This is a genomic window from Citrobacter telavivensis, assembly GCA_009363175.1.
Classification (GTDB): Bacteria; Pseudomonadota; Gammaproteobacteria; order Enterobacterales; family Enterobacteriaceae; genus Citrobacter_A; species Citrobacter_A telavivensis.
Genome location: CP045205.1, coordinates 3,874,838 through 3,892,705 on the forward strand (window position 1 = coordinate 3,874,838; position 17,868 = coordinate 3,892,705).

At 51.4% G+C, this 17,868-nt stretch carries 15 protein-coding genes and 1 pseudogene; 10 read left to right on the forward strand and 6 right to left on the reverse strand.

Features of this window, described 5'->3' with window-relative positions:
- Positions 1-82 precede the first annotated feature (82 nt).
- The 4 genes from GBC03_20975 to pflA all read left to right on the forward strand — a co-directional run bounded on the left by GBC03_20975 (position 83) and on the right by pflA (position 6,514).
- Positions 83-1,843 (forward strand): 30S ribosomal protein S12 methylthiotransferase accessory protein YcaO, encoded by a 1,761-nt coding sequence (locus tag GBC03_20975; protein ID QFS72496.1) that lies wholly within the window; start codon positions 83-85, stop codon positions 1,841-1,843.
- A 405-nt stretch (positions 1,844-2,248) separates the two neighbouring features.
- Positions 2,249-3,106 carry a formate transporter FocA gene (gene focA / locus GBC03_20980; protein ID QFS72497.1) on the forward strand — a complete coding sequence of 286 codons (858 nt, stop codon included), beginning with the start codon at positions 2,249-2,251 and terminating at the stop codon, positions 3,104-3,106.
- 180 nt (positions 3,107-3,286) lie between these two features.
- Positions 3,287-5,569, forward strand: coding sequence for a formate C-acetyltransferase (gene pflB, locus GBC03_20985; protein ID QFS72498.1), 2,283 nt, complete (start codon positions 3,287-3,289; stop codon positions 5,567-5,569).
- Between the two features lie 204 nt (positions 5,570-5,773).
- The gene (gene pflA / locus GBC03_20990) at positions 5,774-6,514 is read left to right on the forward strand and encodes a pyruvate formate lyase 1-activating protein (GenBank protein QFS72499.1); all 741 of its coding nucleotides are present in this window, start codon (positions 5,774-5,776) and stop codon (positions 6,512-6,514) included.
- 59 nt (positions 6,515-6,573) lie between these two features.
- Here pflA and GBC03_20995 read toward each other — a convergent pair whose 3' ends face one another.
- The gene (locus GBC03_20995) at positions 6,574-7,422 is read right to left on the reverse strand and encodes an SIS domain-containing protein (GenBank protein ID QFS72500.1); all 849 of its coding nucleotides are present in this window, start codon (positions 7,420-7,422) and stop codon (positions 6,574-6,576) included.
- Positions 7,423-7,542: 120 nt separating this feature from the next.
- On the opposite strand from GBC03_20995, the gene GBC03_21000 reads away from it, so the two are divergent.
- The 5 genes from GBC03_21000 (at position 7,543) to GBC03_21020 (ending at position 11,324) form a co-directional block, all read left to right on the forward strand.
- Positions 7,543-7,818 (forward strand): PTS ascorbate transporter subunit IIB, encoded by a 276-nt coding sequence (locus tag GBC03_21000; GenBank protein ID QFS72501.1) that lies wholly within the window; start codon positions 7,543-7,545, stop codon positions 7,816-7,818.
- Between the two features lie 17 nt (positions 7,819-7,835).
- On the forward strand, positions 7,836-9,101 hold the full coding sequence (locus GBC03_21005; GenBank protein ID QFS72502.1) for a PTS sugar transporter subunit IIC: 1,266 nt from the start codon (positions 7,836-7,838) through the stop codon (positions 9,099-9,101).
- Between the two features lie 12 nt (positions 9,102-9,113).
- Positions 9,114-9,914 (forward strand): transketolase, encoded by an 801-nt coding sequence (locus tag GBC03_21010; GenBank protein ID QFS72503.1) that lies wholly within the window; start codon positions 9,114-9,116, stop codon positions 9,912-9,914.
- Positions 9,911-10,828: a transketolase gene (locus GBC03_21015; GenBank protein ID QFS72504.1), complete on the forward strand. Its 918-nt coding sequence runs from the start codon at positions 9,911-9,913 to the stop codon at positions 10,826-10,828. Before GBC03_21010 ends, GBC03_21015 begins: the two co-directional genes overlap by 4 nt.
- Positions 10,829-10,889: 61 nt before the next feature.
- The gene (locus GBC03_21020; protein QFS72505.1) at positions 10,890-11,324 is read left to right on the forward strand and encodes a PTS sugar transporter subunit IIA; all 435 of its coding nucleotides are present in this window, start codon (positions 10,890-10,892) and stop codon (positions 11,322-11,324) included.
- A gap of 5 nt (positions 11,325-11,329) precedes the next feature.
- Here GBC03_21020 and GBC03_21025 read toward each other — a convergent pair.
- Both GBC03_21025 and GBC03_21030 read right to left on the reverse strand, forming a co-directional pair.
- Positions 11,330-11,481, reverse strand: a pseudogene (locus tag GBC03_21025) (amino acid permease).
- A gap of 154 nt (positions 11,482-11,635) precedes the next feature.
- The gene (locus tag GBC03_21030) at positions 11,636-12,784 is read right to left on the reverse strand and encodes an MFS transporter (GenBank protein QFS72506.1); all 1,149 of its coding nucleotides are present in this window, start codon (positions 12,782-12,784) and stop codon (positions 11,636-11,638) included.
- A 313-nt stretch (positions 12,785-13,097) separates the two neighbouring features.
- On the opposite strand from GBC03_21030, the gene GBC03_21035 reads away from it, so the two are divergent.
- Positions 13,098-13,724: an isochorismatase family protein gene (locus GBC03_21035; GenBank protein QFS72507.1), complete on the forward strand. Its 627-nt coding sequence runs from the start codon at positions 13,098-13,100 to the stop codon at positions 13,722-13,724.
- A 31-nt stretch (positions 13,725-13,755) separates the two neighbouring features.
- Here the strand turns inward: GBC03_21035 and GBC03_21040 are convergent, their stop codons facing one another.
- From GBC03_21040 to dmsA, 3 genes are read right to left on the reverse strand one after another with little or no spacing between them, the layout of a single operon-like run.
- A complete protein-coding gene (locus GBC03_21040; GenBank protein ID QFS72508.1) occupies positions 13,756-14,619 on the reverse strand; it encodes a dimethyl sulfoxide reductase in 864 nt (287 codons plus the stop codon).
- A gap of 1 nt (position 14,620) precedes the next feature.
- Positions 14,621-15,238, reverse strand: coding sequence for a dimethylsulfoxide reductase subunit B (dmsB, locus tag GBC03_21045; protein QFS72509.1), 618 nt, complete (start codon positions 15,236-15,238; stop codon positions 14,621-14,623).
- Between the two features lie 10 nt (positions 15,239-15,248).
- Positions 15,249-17,693: a dimethylsulfoxide reductase subunit A gene (dmsA, locus tag GBC03_21050; protein QFS72510.1), complete on the reverse strand. Its 2,445-nt coding sequence runs from the start codon at positions 17,691-17,693 to the stop codon at positions 15,249-15,251.
- Positions 17,694-17,868 lie beyond the last annotated feature (175 nt).

The window sequence follows — 17,868 nt, forward strand, 5'->3', positions numbered from 1 at the left end:
GCGCCGCGTCCGTGGCGGCGATAGCGTCAGTCACATAAAACCCGTATCATTGCGCGCTTTCCGTACGACAAAAGTGATTTTCATGACGCAAACATTTATCCCCGGCAAAGACGCCGCACTGGAAGACTCCATCGCTCGCTTCCAGCAGAAACTCCTCGACCTCGGTTTCCATATTGAAGAGGCCTCGTGGCTGAATCCGGTGCCGAACGTCTGGTCTGTACACATTCGCGATAAAGAGTGTGCGCTGTGCTTTACCAACGGCAAAGGGGCGACAAAAAAAGCCGCGCTGGCGTCGGCGTTGGGCGAATATTTTGAGCGTCTGTCGACCAACTATTTCTTTGCCGATTTCTGGCTGGGTGAAACCATCGCCAATGGCCCGTTCGTGCATTATCCGAACGAGAAATGGTTCCCGCTGACCGAAAATGACGACGTACCGGAAGGTCTGCTGGATGCGCGCCTGCGTGCTTTCTACGATCCCGAGAAAGAACTGACAGGCAGCATGCTGATCGACCTGCAGTCTGGCAATGAAGAGCGTGGTATCTGCGGTCTGCCGTTCACCCGCCAGTCGGATAACCAGACCGTCTATATTCCGATGAACATTATCGGCAATCTGTACGTCTCGAACGGGATGTCTGCCGGTAACACCCGTAATGAAGCCCGCGTGCAGGGGCTTTCTGAAGTCTTTGAACGTTACGTGAAGAATCGCATTATTGCCGAAAGTATCAGCCTGCCGGAAATCCCGGCCGACGTGCTGGCACGCTACCCGGCGGTGGTGGAATCGATTGCGACGCTGGAAGCAGAAGGTTTCCCAATCTTTGCTTACGACGGTTCTCTGGGCGGCCAGTATCCTGTTATCTGTGTCGTCCTGTTTAATCCGGCTAACGGCACCTGCTTTGCCTCCTTCGGTGCACACCCTGACTTTGGCGTCGCGCTGGAGCGTACGGTGACGGAGCTGTTGCAGGGCCGCGGCCTGAAAGATCTCGATGTCTTCACGCCACCGACCTTCGACGATGAAGAAGTGGCTGAGCATACCAATCTGGAAACGCACTTCATTGACTCCAGCGGTCTGATCTCCTGGGATCTGTTCAAACAGGATGCCGACTACCCGTTCGTTGACTGGAGTTTCTCCGGTACAACAGAAGAAGAATTCGCTACCCTGATGGCTATCTTCAACGCGGAAGATAAAGAAGTGTACATCGCTGATTACGAGCATCTTGGCGTCTACGCCTGCCGGATCATCGTGCCGGGGATGTCCGATATTTATCCTGCTGAAGATTTGTGGCTTGCCAATAACAGCATGGGCAGTCATCTGCGCGAGGCCCTCCTCTCATTGCCGGACAGCGCCTGGGATAAAGAAGACTACCTCAACCTGATTGAACAGTTAGACGAAGAAGGGTTTGATGATTTCACCCGCGTCCGTGAACTGTTAGGTCTGGCAACCGGTCCGGATAACGGCTGGTACACCCTGCGTATTGGCGAGCTGAAAGCGATGCTGGCGTTGGCAGGTGGCGATCTGGAACAGGCGCTGATCTGGACCGAATGGACGATGGAATTTAATGCGTCGATCTTTAGCGCTGAACGGGCGAATTATTACCGTTGCCTGCAAACGCTGCTGCTTCTGTCGCAGGAAGAAGAGCGTGAACCGCTACAATATCTGAACGCGTTTGTCCGCATGTATGGCGCAGAAGCGGTGGAGGCTGCCAGCGCAGCGTTGAGCGGTGAAGCGGCCTTTTATGGTTTGCAGCCGGTTGACAGCGATCTGCATGCTTTCGCGTCACACCAGTCGCTGCTGAAGGCCTATGAGAAGTTACAGCGCGCAAAATCTTCATTCTGGTCAAAATAAAGACAATTAACCTACGCTGAGTAGGTTTAAATAATCGTCTGAGCTATATTACGGGGCGCACTTAGCGCCCCGTTTTACTTATTTTTGGCTGCTCAAAAATAAATGTAATAACAAGGTTAAATATTGGTAGTTGATATTATACAACTTAACGGTTAGTTGTTACTTTGCAAGTCAATTACTCCATATTAATTAACTGGCCAACAGACCCAGGAAGGAAAATTTTCAACTCATTTGCTAAATTTTAAAATTTATTTTTATCATATTAATCAATAAATTACTCCGTAATTGCATAAAAACCATGCGTATTACGGGCCTATAAGCCAGGCGAGATATGATCTATATCAATTTCTCATCTATAATGCTTTGTTAGTATCTCGTCGCCGACTTAATAAAGAGAGAGTTAGTGTGAAAGCTGACAACCCTTTTGATCTTTTACTCCCTGCAGCAATGGCCAAAGTGGCCGAAGAGGCAGGCGTCTATAAAGCAACGAAACATCCGCTTAAGACTTTCTTCCTGGCAATTACTGCCGGTGTGTTCATTTCCATCGCCTTTGTTTTCTATATCACTGCAACGACCGGTACTGGTACGATGCCCTTTGGTATGGCGAAACTGATTGGTGGTATCTGCTTCTCTCTGGGGTTGATTCTTTGCGTCATCTGCGGTGCAGACCTCTTTACGTCAACCGTGTTGATTGTCGTCGCCAAAGCCAGTGGTCGTATCACCTGGGGTCAGTTGGCGAAAAACTGGCTCAACGTCTATTTTGGTAACCTGATTGGTTGCTTGCTCTTTGTGCTGTTGATGTGGCTTTCTGGCGAATATATGGTCGCCAACGGCCAGTGGGGATTTAACGTCCTGCAAACCGCCGACCACAAAATGCACCATACTTTTATTGAAGCCGTCAGTCTCGGTATCCTCGCAAACCTGATGGTATGCCTGGCCGTCTGGATGAGCTACTCAGGCCGTAGCCTGATGGATAAAGCGTTTATCATGGTTTTACCCGTTGCGATGTTTGTTGCCAGCGGTTTTGAGCACAGTATCGCAAACATGTTTATGATCCCGATGGGTATTGTAATCCGCGATCTCGCTACACCGGAGTTCTGGAGCGCAGTTGGCTCGACGCCGGAAAATTTTTCTCACCTGACCGCGATGAACTTCATCACTGATAACCTGATTCCGGTTACGATCGGCAACATTATCGGCGGGGGTTTGTTGGTTGGGTTGACATACTGGGTCATTTATCTGCGTGACAACGATCATCATTAATTGATGTCGCGATACACGAAATCATTCAAGTTGCATTGAGGCGGCAAGTGAATGAGTTCCCAGGAGCGTACACACAGTACGTGACTGGGGCGAATGAGCGTAGCCAACAAAGAGGCAGCTTGAAGGATGAAGTGTATATACGCAGTAAATAAAAAATCCACTTAAGAAGGTAGGTGTTACATGTCCGAGCTTAATGAAAAGTTAGCCACAGCCTGGGAAGGTTTTACCAAAGGTGACTGGCAGAATGAAGTAAACGTCCGTGACTTCATTCAGAAAAACTACACTCCGTACGAGGGTGACGAGTCCTTCCTGGCTGGCGCAACTGATGCGACCACTGCACTGTGGGACAGCGTAATGGAAGGCGTTAAACAGGAAAACCGCACTCACGCGCCTGTTGACTTTGACACCTCTGTTGCTTCCACCATCACTTCTCACGACGCTGGCTACATCAATAAAGCGCTTGAGAAAATCGTCGGTCTGCAAACTGAAGCTCCGCTGAAACGTGCGATCATCCCGTTCGGTGGTATCAAAATGGTTGAAGGTTCCTGCAAAGCGTACAATCGCGAACTGGACCCGATGCTGAAAAAAATCTTCACTGAATATCGTAAAACCCACAACCAGGGTGTTTTCGATGTTTACACCAAAGACATTCTGAACTGCCGTAAATCCGGTGTTCTGACTGGTCTGCCGGATGCATATGGCCGTGGCCGTATCATCGGTGACTACCGTCGCATTGCGCTGTACGGTATCGACTTCCTGATGAAAGACAAATACGCTCAGTTCGTTTCCCTGCAGTCCGATCTGGAAAACGGCGTAAACCTGGAAGCGACTATCCGTCTGCGTGAAGAAATTGCTGAACAGCACCGTGCACTGGGCCAGATCAAAGAGATGGCGGCTAAATATGGCTGCGATATTTCCGCACCGGCAACCAACGCACAGGAAGCTATCCAGTGGACTTACTTCGGCTACCTGGCTGCTGTTAAGTCTCAGAACGGCGCTGCAATGTCCTTCGGTCGTGTTTCCACCTTCCTGGATGCATACATCGAACGTGACCTGAAAGCAGGCAAAATCACAGAGCAAGACGCTCAGGAAATGATTGACCACCTGGTCATGAAACTGCGTATGGTTCGTTTCCTGCGTACGCCTGAATATGATGAACTGTTCTCCGGTGACCCGATTTGGGCAACGGAATCTATCGGTGGTATGGGCGTTGACGGCCGTACTCTGGTAACCAAAAACAGCTTCCGCTTCCTGAACACCCTGTACACCATGGGTCCGTCTCCGGAGCCGAACATCACTGTTCTGTGGTCTGAAAAACTGCCTCTGAACTTCAAAAAATTCGCCGCTAAAGTGTCTATCGACACCTCTTCTCTGCAGTATGAGAACGATGACCTGATGCGTCCGGACTTCAACAACGACGACTACGCTATCGCTTGCTGCGTAAGCCCGATGATCGTTGGTAAACAAATGCAGTTCTTCGGTGCCCGTGCAAACCTGGCGAAAACCATGCTGTACGCCATCAACGGCGGCGTTGATGAAAAACTGAAAATGCAGGTTGGTCCGAAATCTGAACCGATCAAAGGCGACGTTCTGAAGTTCGACGAAGTGATGGAACGCATGGATCACTTCATGGACTGGCTGGCTAAGCAGTATGTCACCGCGCTGAACGTTATCCACTACATGCACGACAAGTACAGCTACGAAGCCTCTCTGATGGCGCTGCACGACCGTGACGTTATCCGCACCATGGCGTGTGGTATCGCTGGTCTGTCCGTTGCGGCTGACTCCCTGTCTGCTATCAAATATGCGAAAGTTAAACCGATTCGTGACGAAGACGGTCTGGCTATCGACTTCGAAATCGAAGGCGAATACCCGCAGTTTGGTAACAACGACGCGCGCGTTGATGACATGGCGGTTGACCTGGTTGAACGTTTCATGAAGAAAATTCAGAAACTGAAAACCTACCGTGATGCTATCCCGACTCAGTCTGTTCTGACCATCACCTCTAACGTTGTGTATGGTAAGAAAACAGGTAACACCCCAGATGGTCGTCGTGCTGGCGCGCCGTTCGGACCAGGTGCTAACCCAATGCACGGTCGTGACCAGAAAGGTGCTGTTGCCTCTCTGACCTCCGTTGCTAAACTGCCGTTTGCTTACGCGAAAGATGGTATCTCTTACACCTTCTCTATCGTTCCGAACGCACTGGGTAAAGACGATGAAGTTCGTAAGACCAACCTGGCAGGCCTGATGGATGGTTACTTCCATCATGAGTCTTCCATTGAAGGCGGTCAGCACCTGAACGTGAACGTCATGAACCGTGAAATGCTGCTGGACGCGATGGAACATCCGGAAAAATATCCGCAGCTGACCATCCGCGTTTCCGGTTACGCAGTACGTTTTAACTCCCTGACGAAAGAACAGCAGCAGGACGTTATTACTCGTACCTTCACTCAGACCATGTAATGTGTTTTGACTGAAATCACGCGTTAAAAGGCGTACAATAAAGGCTCCACGGAAGTGGGGCCTTTTTAACAGGTCGTTTCCCAAACACAGCCTGTTTTGTCAGCTATCTATACTCAATGGATAACCGCCAAAACAGACTCGACACAGCCAATGAGCTGTGCACCAACACGGCCCCGGATGGGCCACATCTGGAGAAACACCGCAATGTCAGTTATTGGTCGCATTCACTCCTTTGAATCCTGTGGTACCGTTGACGGCCCGGGCATCCGCTTTATTACTTTCTTCCAGGGTTGCCTGATGCGCTGCCTGTATTGCCATAACCGCGATACGTGGGACACGCATGGCGGTAAAGAAGTCACCGTTGAAGAACTGATGAAAGAGGTCGTGACCTATCGCCACTTTATGAACGCATCCGGCGGTGGCGTAACGGCATCGGGCGGTGAAGCCATCCTGCAGGCAGAATTTGTTCGCGACTGGTTCCGTGCCTGTAAGAAAGAAGGTATCCATACCTGCCTGGATACCAACGGTTTTGTCCGCCGCTACGACCCAGTGATTGATGAACTGCTGGAGGTTACCGATCTGGTGATGCTCGATCTTAAGCAGATGAATGATGAGATCCACCAGAACCTCGTCGGCGTTTCCAACCATCGTACGCTGGAGTTCGCCCGCTATCTGGCAAACAAAGATATCAACGTGTGGATCCGTTACGTCGTCGTGCCTGGCTGGTCTGACGATGACGACTCAGCGCACCGACTCGGTGAGTTTACCCGCGATATGGGCAACGTTGAGAAAATCGAGCTCCTGCCCTATCACGAGCTGGGTAAACACAAATGGGTGGCGATGGGCGAAGAGTACAAACTGGATGGCGTACACCCACCGAAGAAAGAGACCATGGAACGCGTCAAAGGCATTCTCGAACAGTACGGTCATAAAGTGATGTACTAAGTTTTGCCACCAGGCCTGATAAGCGCAGCGCTATCAGGCCGCAACACAAGCCAAATGCATTACGACATAAAATATTCCGACAGCTTATTCGCCACACTCTCAATCGAGAAGATGCTCTTCTGATGCGCTTTGCGGCACTCTGCATAGCGTTCATCCTGTTCCTCCAGCGCATTGAGTAATCGGTCCGCAACCATCATTGCCCCAGCAATTTCAGCAAACCCATATTCCCCCTCCCCCTTCAGCGCCACTGCAGCCTGTAAATTCCAGTCAGAAAGACGACTCAATGGTGCAAAGGTTCCTCGCGTAAGCGAAAGAATTCGGGCTCCATGCTGTTTTGCCAGGGTCAGTGCCTGCATCATATCGGCTGACGTCTGCTCAGTGTGAACGACAATAATTCCCTGACTCTGTGACTCAACCATCACGGATGATGTTGTGAGATAAAAACGATCGACAAAACTTGCCGCCTTACCCATTTTGATCAGATTCATCTGCAAAAAGAGCGCAACCGGTACTGCCGTGCCAACGGCATAAATTGCGACATTATTCACCTGGTTGAGCCAGGTGGCAGCAGCCTGTAATTCCTGTGTATTGATAATGGCATGGCTGTCGCGAATACTCGCCACAACAGCAGAGATCTCCGCGTTTCCCTGCTCTTCAGGACGTGCAGCCCCCTGCTCCAGAGCAAGCGCAGTTCTGAAATCTGAGAAACCTTTAAAACCAAATGCCCGGCAAAAACGCGTAATACTCCCCTCACTGGTTTCAATCGAATCGGCTAACTCAGTAATCGTGTGTCGCATCACAAAGTCAGGATTTTCCGTCACAAAATGACCCACCTTTTCCAGGATTGGGCTAAGCCCACTGGCCTCATTTCTGATGTTTATCAGCAAGTTAGTATTAATCTGACTCATTTTTCGCCTTTTTGCTCAAAATGCATACACAATCACATTTTTCTGCCCACACAAAGATAATAATTTTTTTTGTTTTACATTCAATAAAAATAATTATTTTTACAAAACAGGAGAAGTGACATGAAAGGTCTTATTGTCTGTCGTACCGGCATGGGCAGCTCCTTAATGCTCAAAATCAAAGCACAGAAAATCATCGATAAGAATGGATGGGATGTCGACCTTGAACATGATGTGCTGTCAGGTCTCGCCACCTGGCAAGGGATCGACTTTGTTATCACCATGCGCGACCTCACCGATGAAATAGAAGCTGCCGGATTCAGAGCCATCGGTATAACCGATTTGATGAATAGCGAAGAAATGGAAACCGCGCTCACCAGCGTCATTCAGGGCAACTAACCTCTCCCGGAGGCAATATGGATCTCCTCAGGTTTATTGTATTCGACATTCTGGGTGTAACCCCACTTTTAGTTGGATTTATTGCACTAATAGGTCTGTTAATCCAACGTAAGCCAATTGAAAAAGTCTTATCCGGCACATTCAAAACCATCGTCGGTTTTCTGGTTTTCGCCGGTGGTGCCGGATTGGCCGTCACCTCTCTGGGTAATTTCCAGACGCTGTTCAGCGATGGGTTTGGACTTAAAGGGGTGATGCCGCTGGCAGAAGCGTTAACCGGGTTGGCACAGACCAAATTTGCCATGTGCGTGTCCCTGATTATGGTTATCGGCTTTGGCTGGAATCTGCTCTTTGCCCGCGTTACGCCGTTCAAGTACATTTTTTTGACCGGTCAACATAACCTCTATCTCTCCGCTTTACTCACTGTCACATTGAAGGCGCTGGGTTACAGTGATGGTATTACGATTATCGTCGGTTCTGTATTGTTGGGGCTGGCGGCCTGTATCTATCCTGCAATCGCCCAACCCTGGATGCGAAAGATTACCGGTAATGATGAAATTGCCATGGGCCATTACGTCACGCTGGCTTACGCTGCTTCTGGTTGGATCGGTTCGAAAGTGGGCGATCCCAAAGAGTCTACGGAAAAACTTAACCTCCCTGGATGGTTGGGAATTTTTAAAGACTACATTGTCTCGGTCTCCATCTCAGTCAGTATTTTCTATTACATCGCCGCATTAGCCGCTGGCAAAACAGCCGTCACTGCCGTGGCGGGAGGCATGCATTGGCTGGTCTATCCGTTATTTCAGTCACTCACCTTTACCGCCTCTCTTTACATCATTATCACCGGGGTTCGTTTGCTACTTTCGGAGATCGTTCCAGCATTCCTTGGGATCTCTGAGAAATTCATCCCAAATGCTAAACCCGCGCTCGATTGCCCGGTCGTGTTCCCTTACGCACCAACCGCCACCGTACTGGGCTTTATTTCTTCATTTGTTGGTGGGTTGGTGGTGATGGGAATACTTGCGCTGATCGGTCAGACCGTCATTATTCCCGTCGCTATTCCCTATTTCTTCATTGGGGCAACTGCTGCTGTTTTCGGTAACGCCTCTGGAGGCTGGAAAGGTGCCGTTGTGGGCAGTTTTATTACTGGCATTCTCATCGGGATCGGCCCAGCACTTATCTACCCCATTATGGAATCTGTAGGACTCTCCGGCACCAGCTTCCCGGAAACCGACTTCGTTGCACTTGGTCTGGTGGTGTATTACATCGGCAAAATGCTGCCCTGATAAGGAGTAAACATGAATATAGATGAACTGAAATCACATGCGCTGGCAGCTCGCCGCGATATTGTAAGCATGATTTATGAATCCGGGATTGGTCACCCAGGCGGAGCACTTTCTGTTATTGATATCCTGACCTGGATTTACCATCAGGAAGTCGATCTTGATACCACACCACGCGCCAGAGTGGTTATGAGCAAAGGCCACGCCGTCGCCGCACAGTACGCCATGCTGTACCAGAAAGGGAAAATAGCTCGCAGCGAATTCAACACCTTTCGCCAAATCAACTCGCGCTTACAGGGGCATCCCAGCGTGAAATCGCTTCCAGAAGTTGATGCTACCACCGGACTATTAGGCCAGGGACTTTCCGTGGCACTGGGGATGGCAGCGGCGAAGAAGAAGGCTCAGGATCCACACCGTGTCTTCGCCATTATTGGCGACGGTGAAATGCATGAAGGTCAGATTTGGGAGTCATTGCAGCAGGCTGGTCATATGAAGATGGATAATCTGGTAGCGATTATCGACTACAACGGTTTCTCATCGCACGATCCCGTCAATGAGGTTATCAACCTTGAGCCACTCGCCGATAAAATCCGCACCTTTGGCTGGCACGTACTTGAACTGCAAAATGGCAACGATATGCACCAGATTGCCGATACGTTGCTGCTATCACGTCATCTCAAAGGAAAACCCGTAGCCATTGTTTCGCATACGGTCAAAGGCAGTGGCGTCAGCTATATGGAAAATAACGGCGACTGGCATTCAAAAACCCCAAGCACGGAGCAATATCAGCAGGCAATGGAGGAGTTACAGTCATGAGAGCACCACGTGATGAGATTGGCAATGCTCTGCTCGCTCTGAAAGATAAAGGCTATCCGGTTGTTGTTATCGATAGTGATTTAGCGAGCTCAACCCGTACCGATCAATTCCAGAAATCCTGGCCTGATGCCTTCTTTGAAATGGGGATAGCCGAAGGCTCCGCCATGAGTTTCGCCACAGGGCAGGCGCTGGAAGGAAATATCCCGTTCTATGTTAACTTTGCGATGTTCGTTACCGGCACCGCCTGGACCCAATTACGTCAGGCCTGTTATGCAAAAGCGAATATCAAGCTGGTTGGCAGTCATCCTGGTATGGATGATGGTCCGGATGGCGCGTCACACCATGCGCTGGAAGATCTGGCTTTAACACGTGTTTTGCCCGGGATCACGATCCTGACACCAGCAGATGCGGAAGAAGTTGAAGCGGCTTTCGAACAAGCAGCAAACATTCACGGTCCCGTCTACATTCGCGTTGCGCGGGAACCGATGCCAGTACGTGATAAATCAGCTGTTCCACGCGTCACTGACATAGACGCTGTGGAGGATTCTGGCAACGACTTTGCCATCCTCTATGAAGGTACGGTACTGGAACAAGCCAGTGCTGGTTATGAACAGCTCCACTCAACAGGTAAACGTGGCAAGCTCATTCATGTTGCCACGCTAAAACCATTTAACCGACAGCGATTCCTGCAATTAATTGCAGGTTGTCCGCAAATTGTAACGATAGAAAATCACACAATCACCGGTGGGCTGGGTGGACAAGTCGCCGAAGTGCTTGCAGAAGAAGGATTAGGTACAAAGCTGATCCGTCTTGGGACACAGGATACCTTTACTGAGTCAGGGAACAGTCGTCAGTTAAAAGAGAAATATGGGATTTCAGCATCTGCTGTCTATAACGCACTGAGTAAAGGCTAATGAATACCGGATGGCACTTCCCGGAGTGCCATCCGGCGAGAACAAACGGCAAGGAACAGCAATGACATCAACGCTCTTTTCCGCCTGCCAGTTTCGCGAACGATGCGATTCCTGGCAAGATGCGGTGAAAATGACCTGCTTACCACTGGAAGAACAGAAAATCATTACCAGCGGATATGCACAGGCAATCATCCACGCCACAGAACAGACCGGACCCTGGTATATTTTGAGCCCTGAGTTTGCCCTGCCGCATGCCCGTCCTGAAGAGGGTGTTCTGAGTAGCAAGTCGCATTTATCACTCCTGTGCCTGAAAGAACCTGTACCGTTCCCGGGTCATCCGAACGTGCAACTGGTGATTGTCCTTGCCGCTGCCAACAGTTCTCAACATATTGAAATGATTCAACAGCTGGTGTGCTGGCTCGATGACGCGGACCATTTGCAGCAACTGAGCAATATCACCAGCCCGGCGCAACTACACTCCTTGCTTGAATCCTGAAATAATCACGCTTTTCTACGCGCCAACAGTGGGAAGATGAGACCAGGGTCCACCAGCACAAACGGAGTGGCGATATTCAGCGTAAGCTGGAATATCCATTCGGGCGTAAACGCGTCCATTTTCGGGAAAATCCCGTCAGGCCAGCAAATGCGGTAAACGTGGAAAGCGGTACTGGAAGGGTGAAAAACGCAAAACGTCTGAACGCGTTATTGTCATGAAAATAGCCTATATCACCGGAGTTCAATCATCCCCTGGCATATATACAAAAAACAGCATGCAATAACACAGCATTGCATACTGTTTGCGCAGAATTAAACGTGGGCAACCGGATTCGGGGTATGCCCGGCATTGCGCAGCAGCATCAGTAAATAAATAAACGACACGCTGGCAATCATAATAAACAGAAGATTATCGGAATAATTCTGCATCAACATGGCGGTGAAGGAAGGGCCTAACAGGCTGCCGACGGTATAGCTCAGCAGCAGCGCCTGGTTCATCGCCACCAGTTGGTGATGTTCTACTTTTTCACAGGCCCAGGCCATCGCAACCGGATAGAGCGTGAAGCCCGCGGCCCCCAAAATGAAGAGAGCGGGTGCCATCGCCGCCTGGCTTAACATCGCTACGCTCCCCAGGATCACCACAAACACCTGCACGCGCAGCACCAGCAGTCGACCAAACTTATCCGCCAGTCGCCCAATTGGCCACTGGCCGAGGATACCCGCGCTGACCAGTACCGCCATCCAGAAACCGATGCTGGCGTTACTCATCCCCTGATGATTGAGATACAGCGGCATCAGGCCGTACAACGAGCCGAGGACAATCCCGGAAATGATACAGCCATTGACACCCAGTCGCGCCTGGCGCAGTTTCAGCATTGCGGTGATCGGTGTGACGTTATGTTCTTCTGATTGCTGATTAAGGATACGGGTAAAGAGCAGCGGTAAAATCCCTGCCAGAATCAATCCCGTGGCCCACGGCAGTACGTTCATCAACTCCGTAGAGACTTTGCTGACCAGCAACTGCCCGAGGAACGTCCCCACATAGTAGACCATCATGTAGGCCGCCAACAGGCGACCGCGGTTGCGTGATGTCCCGCTGCACATCAGCGCACTCTCAACGACAACCCAGATCATGGCGCAGCCCACGCCTGCGACAAAGCGCCATGCCAGCCAACTCCAGAAACCAACCATCACACCAAGCCCTACGCAGCCCGCGGCAAAGATCAGCGAGGCAAGGTAGTAGCTACGGTTAAACCCGAGGCGTTTGATTAACTGTCCTGTCAACAGCGTCCCGACCAGGTTACCGGTGAAATAGGACGAACTGACCATACCCACCTGCCACGTCGGCAGGTTTTCCTGGGCGAGCCAAAGCGGGACGAGCGTGTTCAGCACCGCGATCGCCAGGGTCAACAGAAGTAGACCAGCCAGCAACAGCATGACGGGTCGGGTATAGGTGGACATGAGTATAAACCGTGAGGAAGTTCAAATTTCACGCGCATCATGCCACCCACAAAAACATTGTCAATCGGCGCAAACCGTGGCGTGGCGGCCTTTCATACCCTTCGATTGAATTTATTGATTAAGATTATGAATTATTGCTGACTCACATGAGTCAGGTTGCTGTTTTTATTGATTTAACGCAAAAGAGTTCCGTTTTGCTTAGTCGAAAAATCTCATAGTTCCGGCAGCATTTTTTTTCCGTTCTATGCTTTGAATGAACCTTATGCGCCTGAATGAATCTGGGCGCATAGTTGACTCAAGCAAGGAGAAGAGAATGACCAAGCCTTATGTTCGTCTCGATAAAAACGACGCTGCGGTTCTTCTGGTTGATCACCAGGCCGGACTACTCTCACTGGTCAGGGATATTGACCCTGATAAATTTAAGAATAACGTGCTCGCACTGGGTGATTTAGCCAAATATTTTAAGTTACCTACCATCCTCACCACCAGTTTCGAAACCGGACCAAACGGACCGCTGGTCCCTGAATTAAAAGCCCAGTTTCCCGATGCGCCCTACATTGCACGTCCAGGCAACATCAACGCCTGGGATAACGAAGACTTTGTGAAAGCGGTTAAAGCCACGGGTAAAAAACAGTTGATTATTGCCGGCGTGGTAACCGAAGTCTGTGTGGCCTTCCCGGCGCTGTCGGCCATTGAAGAGGGCTTTGACGTCTTTGTAGTGACCGATGCTTCAGGGACGTTTAATGAAATTACCCGCCATTCAGCATGGGACAGGATGTCGCAGGCTGGCGCACAGTTGATGACGTGGTTTGGTGTGGCGTGTGAATTGCACCGCGACTGGCGTAATGACATCGAAGGGCTGGCGACGCTGTTCTCCAATCATATTCCGGATTACCGCAATCTGATGACCAGTTACGATACGTTGACTAAGCAGAAATAAAAAAACCGGGGCGAAAGCCCCGGTTCATCACTTAGCTGGCAACCGCCATACCGACGGTCATATGCAGGCCATAGAATACGCCGCGACCAATCAACTCCCCCACCAGCAGCAGAATAAAGGCCACTGACAGCAGCGGAACCGCAGGCTGATAACCTTTCAACTGTGGGACAATCCAGCAGCACAATGCCACCGCCAGAACCCCAATACGCCAGGCCATCAGCGAACCGTAGTCCGGTACCAGCGCAGAAGCCTGCTGAACAGCGCTGTGAATGGTCGCCAGTTCCGCCCCCTGCATCACCGACATGATGGCACTGACCACCAACGCCAACAGTGAAACCGCAGGCAGCAGACGCATCGCCCAACCATCAACACCCGCCACACGCAGCAGCAGATAGCCCAACAGCGGGCCGCCCATCAACAGCGTCAGGAAGAAGCCCAGCGGTGTCCAGACGCTGTACCAGGTCGGTACGGTATCGATACTGTTATAAACGCGCACCATCATCCAGACGAACAGCACACCCAGTACCATTGTGAGCAGCAGCCACAAGTTACGCAGGGCCGGTGTGAGCTTTTTCAGCACTGCCAGCAGCCAGCCAATCCCACCAACCGCAAAGAAAATAGAACCGCTGGCAATTTCATTACTCAGCGCCGACGATCCTACGCGGTTAAGCGAGTTAAGCGCCCGCATTGGCGAGCCAAGGTGCAGCATGGAAGCGATAAAGCCGATGCCCATCAGCACCCACAGCGCGAACATGCAGGTAATCACGCGCTGTTGCGTTTCTGCCCGCAGGTCGCCTTTCATCAGCGCCAGCGCCAGAACAATGAAGCCACCAACCACACATTGTCCGAAGACCGTAAAGATCATCAGCGGCCATTCATGCCATCCACTTCCCATCTTACACCTCCTTCGGATTCGCCAGATAACCGGTGGTATCCCCGGTCGGACGGCTGTTGGCATTCGGTTTGATCACAATACTCGGCTTCGTGAAGTGCGCACCCGCCAGCGGCGCAACGGCAGCCAGTTCACCGTGTTTCTTACGCAGTTCGTCGATGGGGCCGAAATCCAGCGCGCGCAGCGGACAAGATTCCACGCAGATCGGCTTTTTGCCCTCTGCCACGCGGTCATGACAGCCGTCGCACTTGGTCATGTGACCCTTAGCGGCGTTGTACTGTGGCGCGCCGTACGGGCAGGCCATATGGCAGTAGCGGCAGCCGATGCAGATATCTTCATCCACGACCACAAAACCGTCTTCCCGCTTGTGCATCGCTCCGCTCGGACAGACCTTGGTACAGGCCGGATCTTCGCAGTGGTTGCAGGCAATGGACAGATAGTAGGCAAATACGTTCTGATGCCAGACGCCGTTGTCTTCCTGCCAGTCTCCGCCCGCGTATTCATAAATGCGACGAAAGCTGACATCCGGGGTTAAGTCTTTGTAATCTTTACAGGCCAGTTCGCAGGTTTTACAACCGGTGCAACGGCTGGAATCAATAAAAAATCCATACTGGGTTGTCATCGGTTACTCCTTACACCTTCTCAACCTGAACAAGGTTCGTATGTGACGGGTTCCCCTTCGCCAGAGGAGATGGGCGCTGCGTGGTCAACACGTTGATGCAACCGCCCTGGTCAATGCGTTTCGTATCCGGGTCATACCAGGCCCCCTCACCTAACGCGACCACGCCTGGCATCATACGCGGCGTCACTTTCGCCTCAATATGGAGCTCTCCGCGGCCGTTGAAGATGCGGACCTTATCACCATTGCGGATACCCCGTTTTTGCGCGTCCAGTGGATTGATCCACATCTCCTGGCAGCACGCCGCTTTCAGGACATCAACGTTGCCATAAGTCGAGTGGACTCGGGATTTATAGTGGAAGCCCGTTAGCTGTAGCGGATAATCTTTGGTCAACGGATCGTTGTAGTTCTCAAAACCCGGCGTGTAGATCGGCAATGGATCGATGACATCGCCTTCTGGCAGTTCCCAGGTGGCGGCAATCTCTGCCAGCTCCTGCGAGTAGATCTCGATTTTACACGACGGTGTCGTCAACGGATTAGCCTGCGGATCGTCGCGGAACGCCTTGTAGGCCACATGATGCCCTTGCGGATCGCGCTGTTTAAACAGACCCTGTTTACGGAATTCCTCAAAGGTCGGCAGTTCCGGAATGGCTTGACGCGACTGTTCGTACAGATGACGCATCCACTCTTCCTGAGTGCGCCCTTCGGTAAACTGCGACTCGACACCCAGACGCTTCGCCAACTCGCTGGTCATTTCATAGATGGTTTTGCATTCGAAACGCGGCTTGATGGCCCGATCGGCGAAAATAACGTAGGACATATTCCCGCAGGAAGCATCCAGCGCGAAGTCCATCTGCTCAGAAGCCGTACAGTCAGGCAACAGGATATCGGCATACTTCGCCGACGACGTCATGTGGCAGTCGATGACGACAATCATTTCGCACTTCTTGTCATCCTGGAGGATGTCGTGCGTGCGGTTGATCTCTGAGTGCTGGTTGATAAGACAGTTACCGGCGTAGTTCCAGATCATCTTAATCGGCACGTCGAGTTTGTCTTTACCGCGCACCCCATCACGCAGCGCGGTCATTTCCGGACCACGCTCAATGGCATCGGTCCACATAAACATGGAGATACTGGTTTCTACCGGGTTTTCCAGCGTGGGCATCCGTACAAACGGCAAATCGTAAGAGCCTTCACGTGCGCCGCTGTTGCCACCGTTAATCCCGACGTTACCGGTCAGAATGGCCAGCATAGAAATAGCACGGGTGGCGATCTCGCCATTCGCGTGACGCTGCGGTCCCCATCCCTGGCTGATGTAGGCCGGTTTAGCACTGCCAATTTCACGCGCCAGTTTGATAATACGGTCTGCCGGAATGCCGGTAATTTGCGCCGCCCATTCAGGCGTTTTTGGCGTACCGTCATTCCCCTGCCCCAGAATATAGGCCTTATAGTGACCATTTTTCGGCGCGCTGGCAGGCAAGGTTTTCTCGTCGTAGCCCACACAGTACTTATCGAGGAACGGCTGATCGACCATATTCTCAGTAATCAGCACATAAGCCAGCGCATTCACCAGCGCCGCATCGGTACCCGGGCGAATCGGGATCCACTCGTCTTCTCGACCGGCCCCGGTGTCGGTATAGCGCGGATCGATAATGATCATCCGCGCATTCGATTTCTGTCGCGCCTGTTCCAGATAGTAGGTGACCCCACCGCCACTCATGCGGGTTTCGCCAGGGTTGTTACCGAACAGTACGACCAGCTTACTGTTTTCGATGTCAGACGGGCTGTTACCATCCGCCCAGCCGCCGTAGGTATAGTTCAGCCCCGCCGCAATTTGCGCGGAGGAGTAGTCGCCATAGTGGTTCAGGTAACCGCCGCAGCAGTTCATCAAACGTGCCACCAGGGTATCTCCTGGCGGCCATGAGCGAGTCATCGTACCGCCCAGCGTACCGGTGCCGTAGTTCAGGTAGATGGACTCGTTACCGTAATCCTTAATCAGACGCTGCATATTGCTGGCGATGAGGTCGTAAGCCTCATCCCAACTGATGCGCTCGAATTTACCTTCTCCGCGCTTGCCCACGCGTTTCATCGGGTATTTCAGGCGATCCGGGTTATAGACGCGACGGCGCATGGAGCGACCACGCAGACAGGCACGCACCTGATGCAGGCCGTCATAGTTGTCATCACCGGTATTGTCGGTTTCAACGTATTTGATTTCACCATCCACAACATGCATGCGCAACGGGCAACGACTCCCGCAGTTCACAGTGCACGCGCTCCAGATGACTTTTTCACTGGCCTGCGCCGGACTCAGGGCTTCGGCTGCATTGGCGATTCGGGTAAATGGCAGGGTAAACGCGCTACTGGCCATCGCCAGTCCGCCTATGGCCGTCGTTTTGACTAAACCACGACGACTCACCTCCGCTGCCATCACGGCATCAGGGATCTTAGTTTTCATAAAGACTCACTCTGCTTGCTTACAGTAAAAAAAAAGAAATTGATGTTATTATTTGAGTAGTTACACAGCGGTATATAGTTTTATATATAGCGATTTCATAGGATAATAGCGCAAAATGCTGAATTCCGTTCAAAGGTAATATTACCCCCAAGGGAGTAATGATTATTGTCCGGCG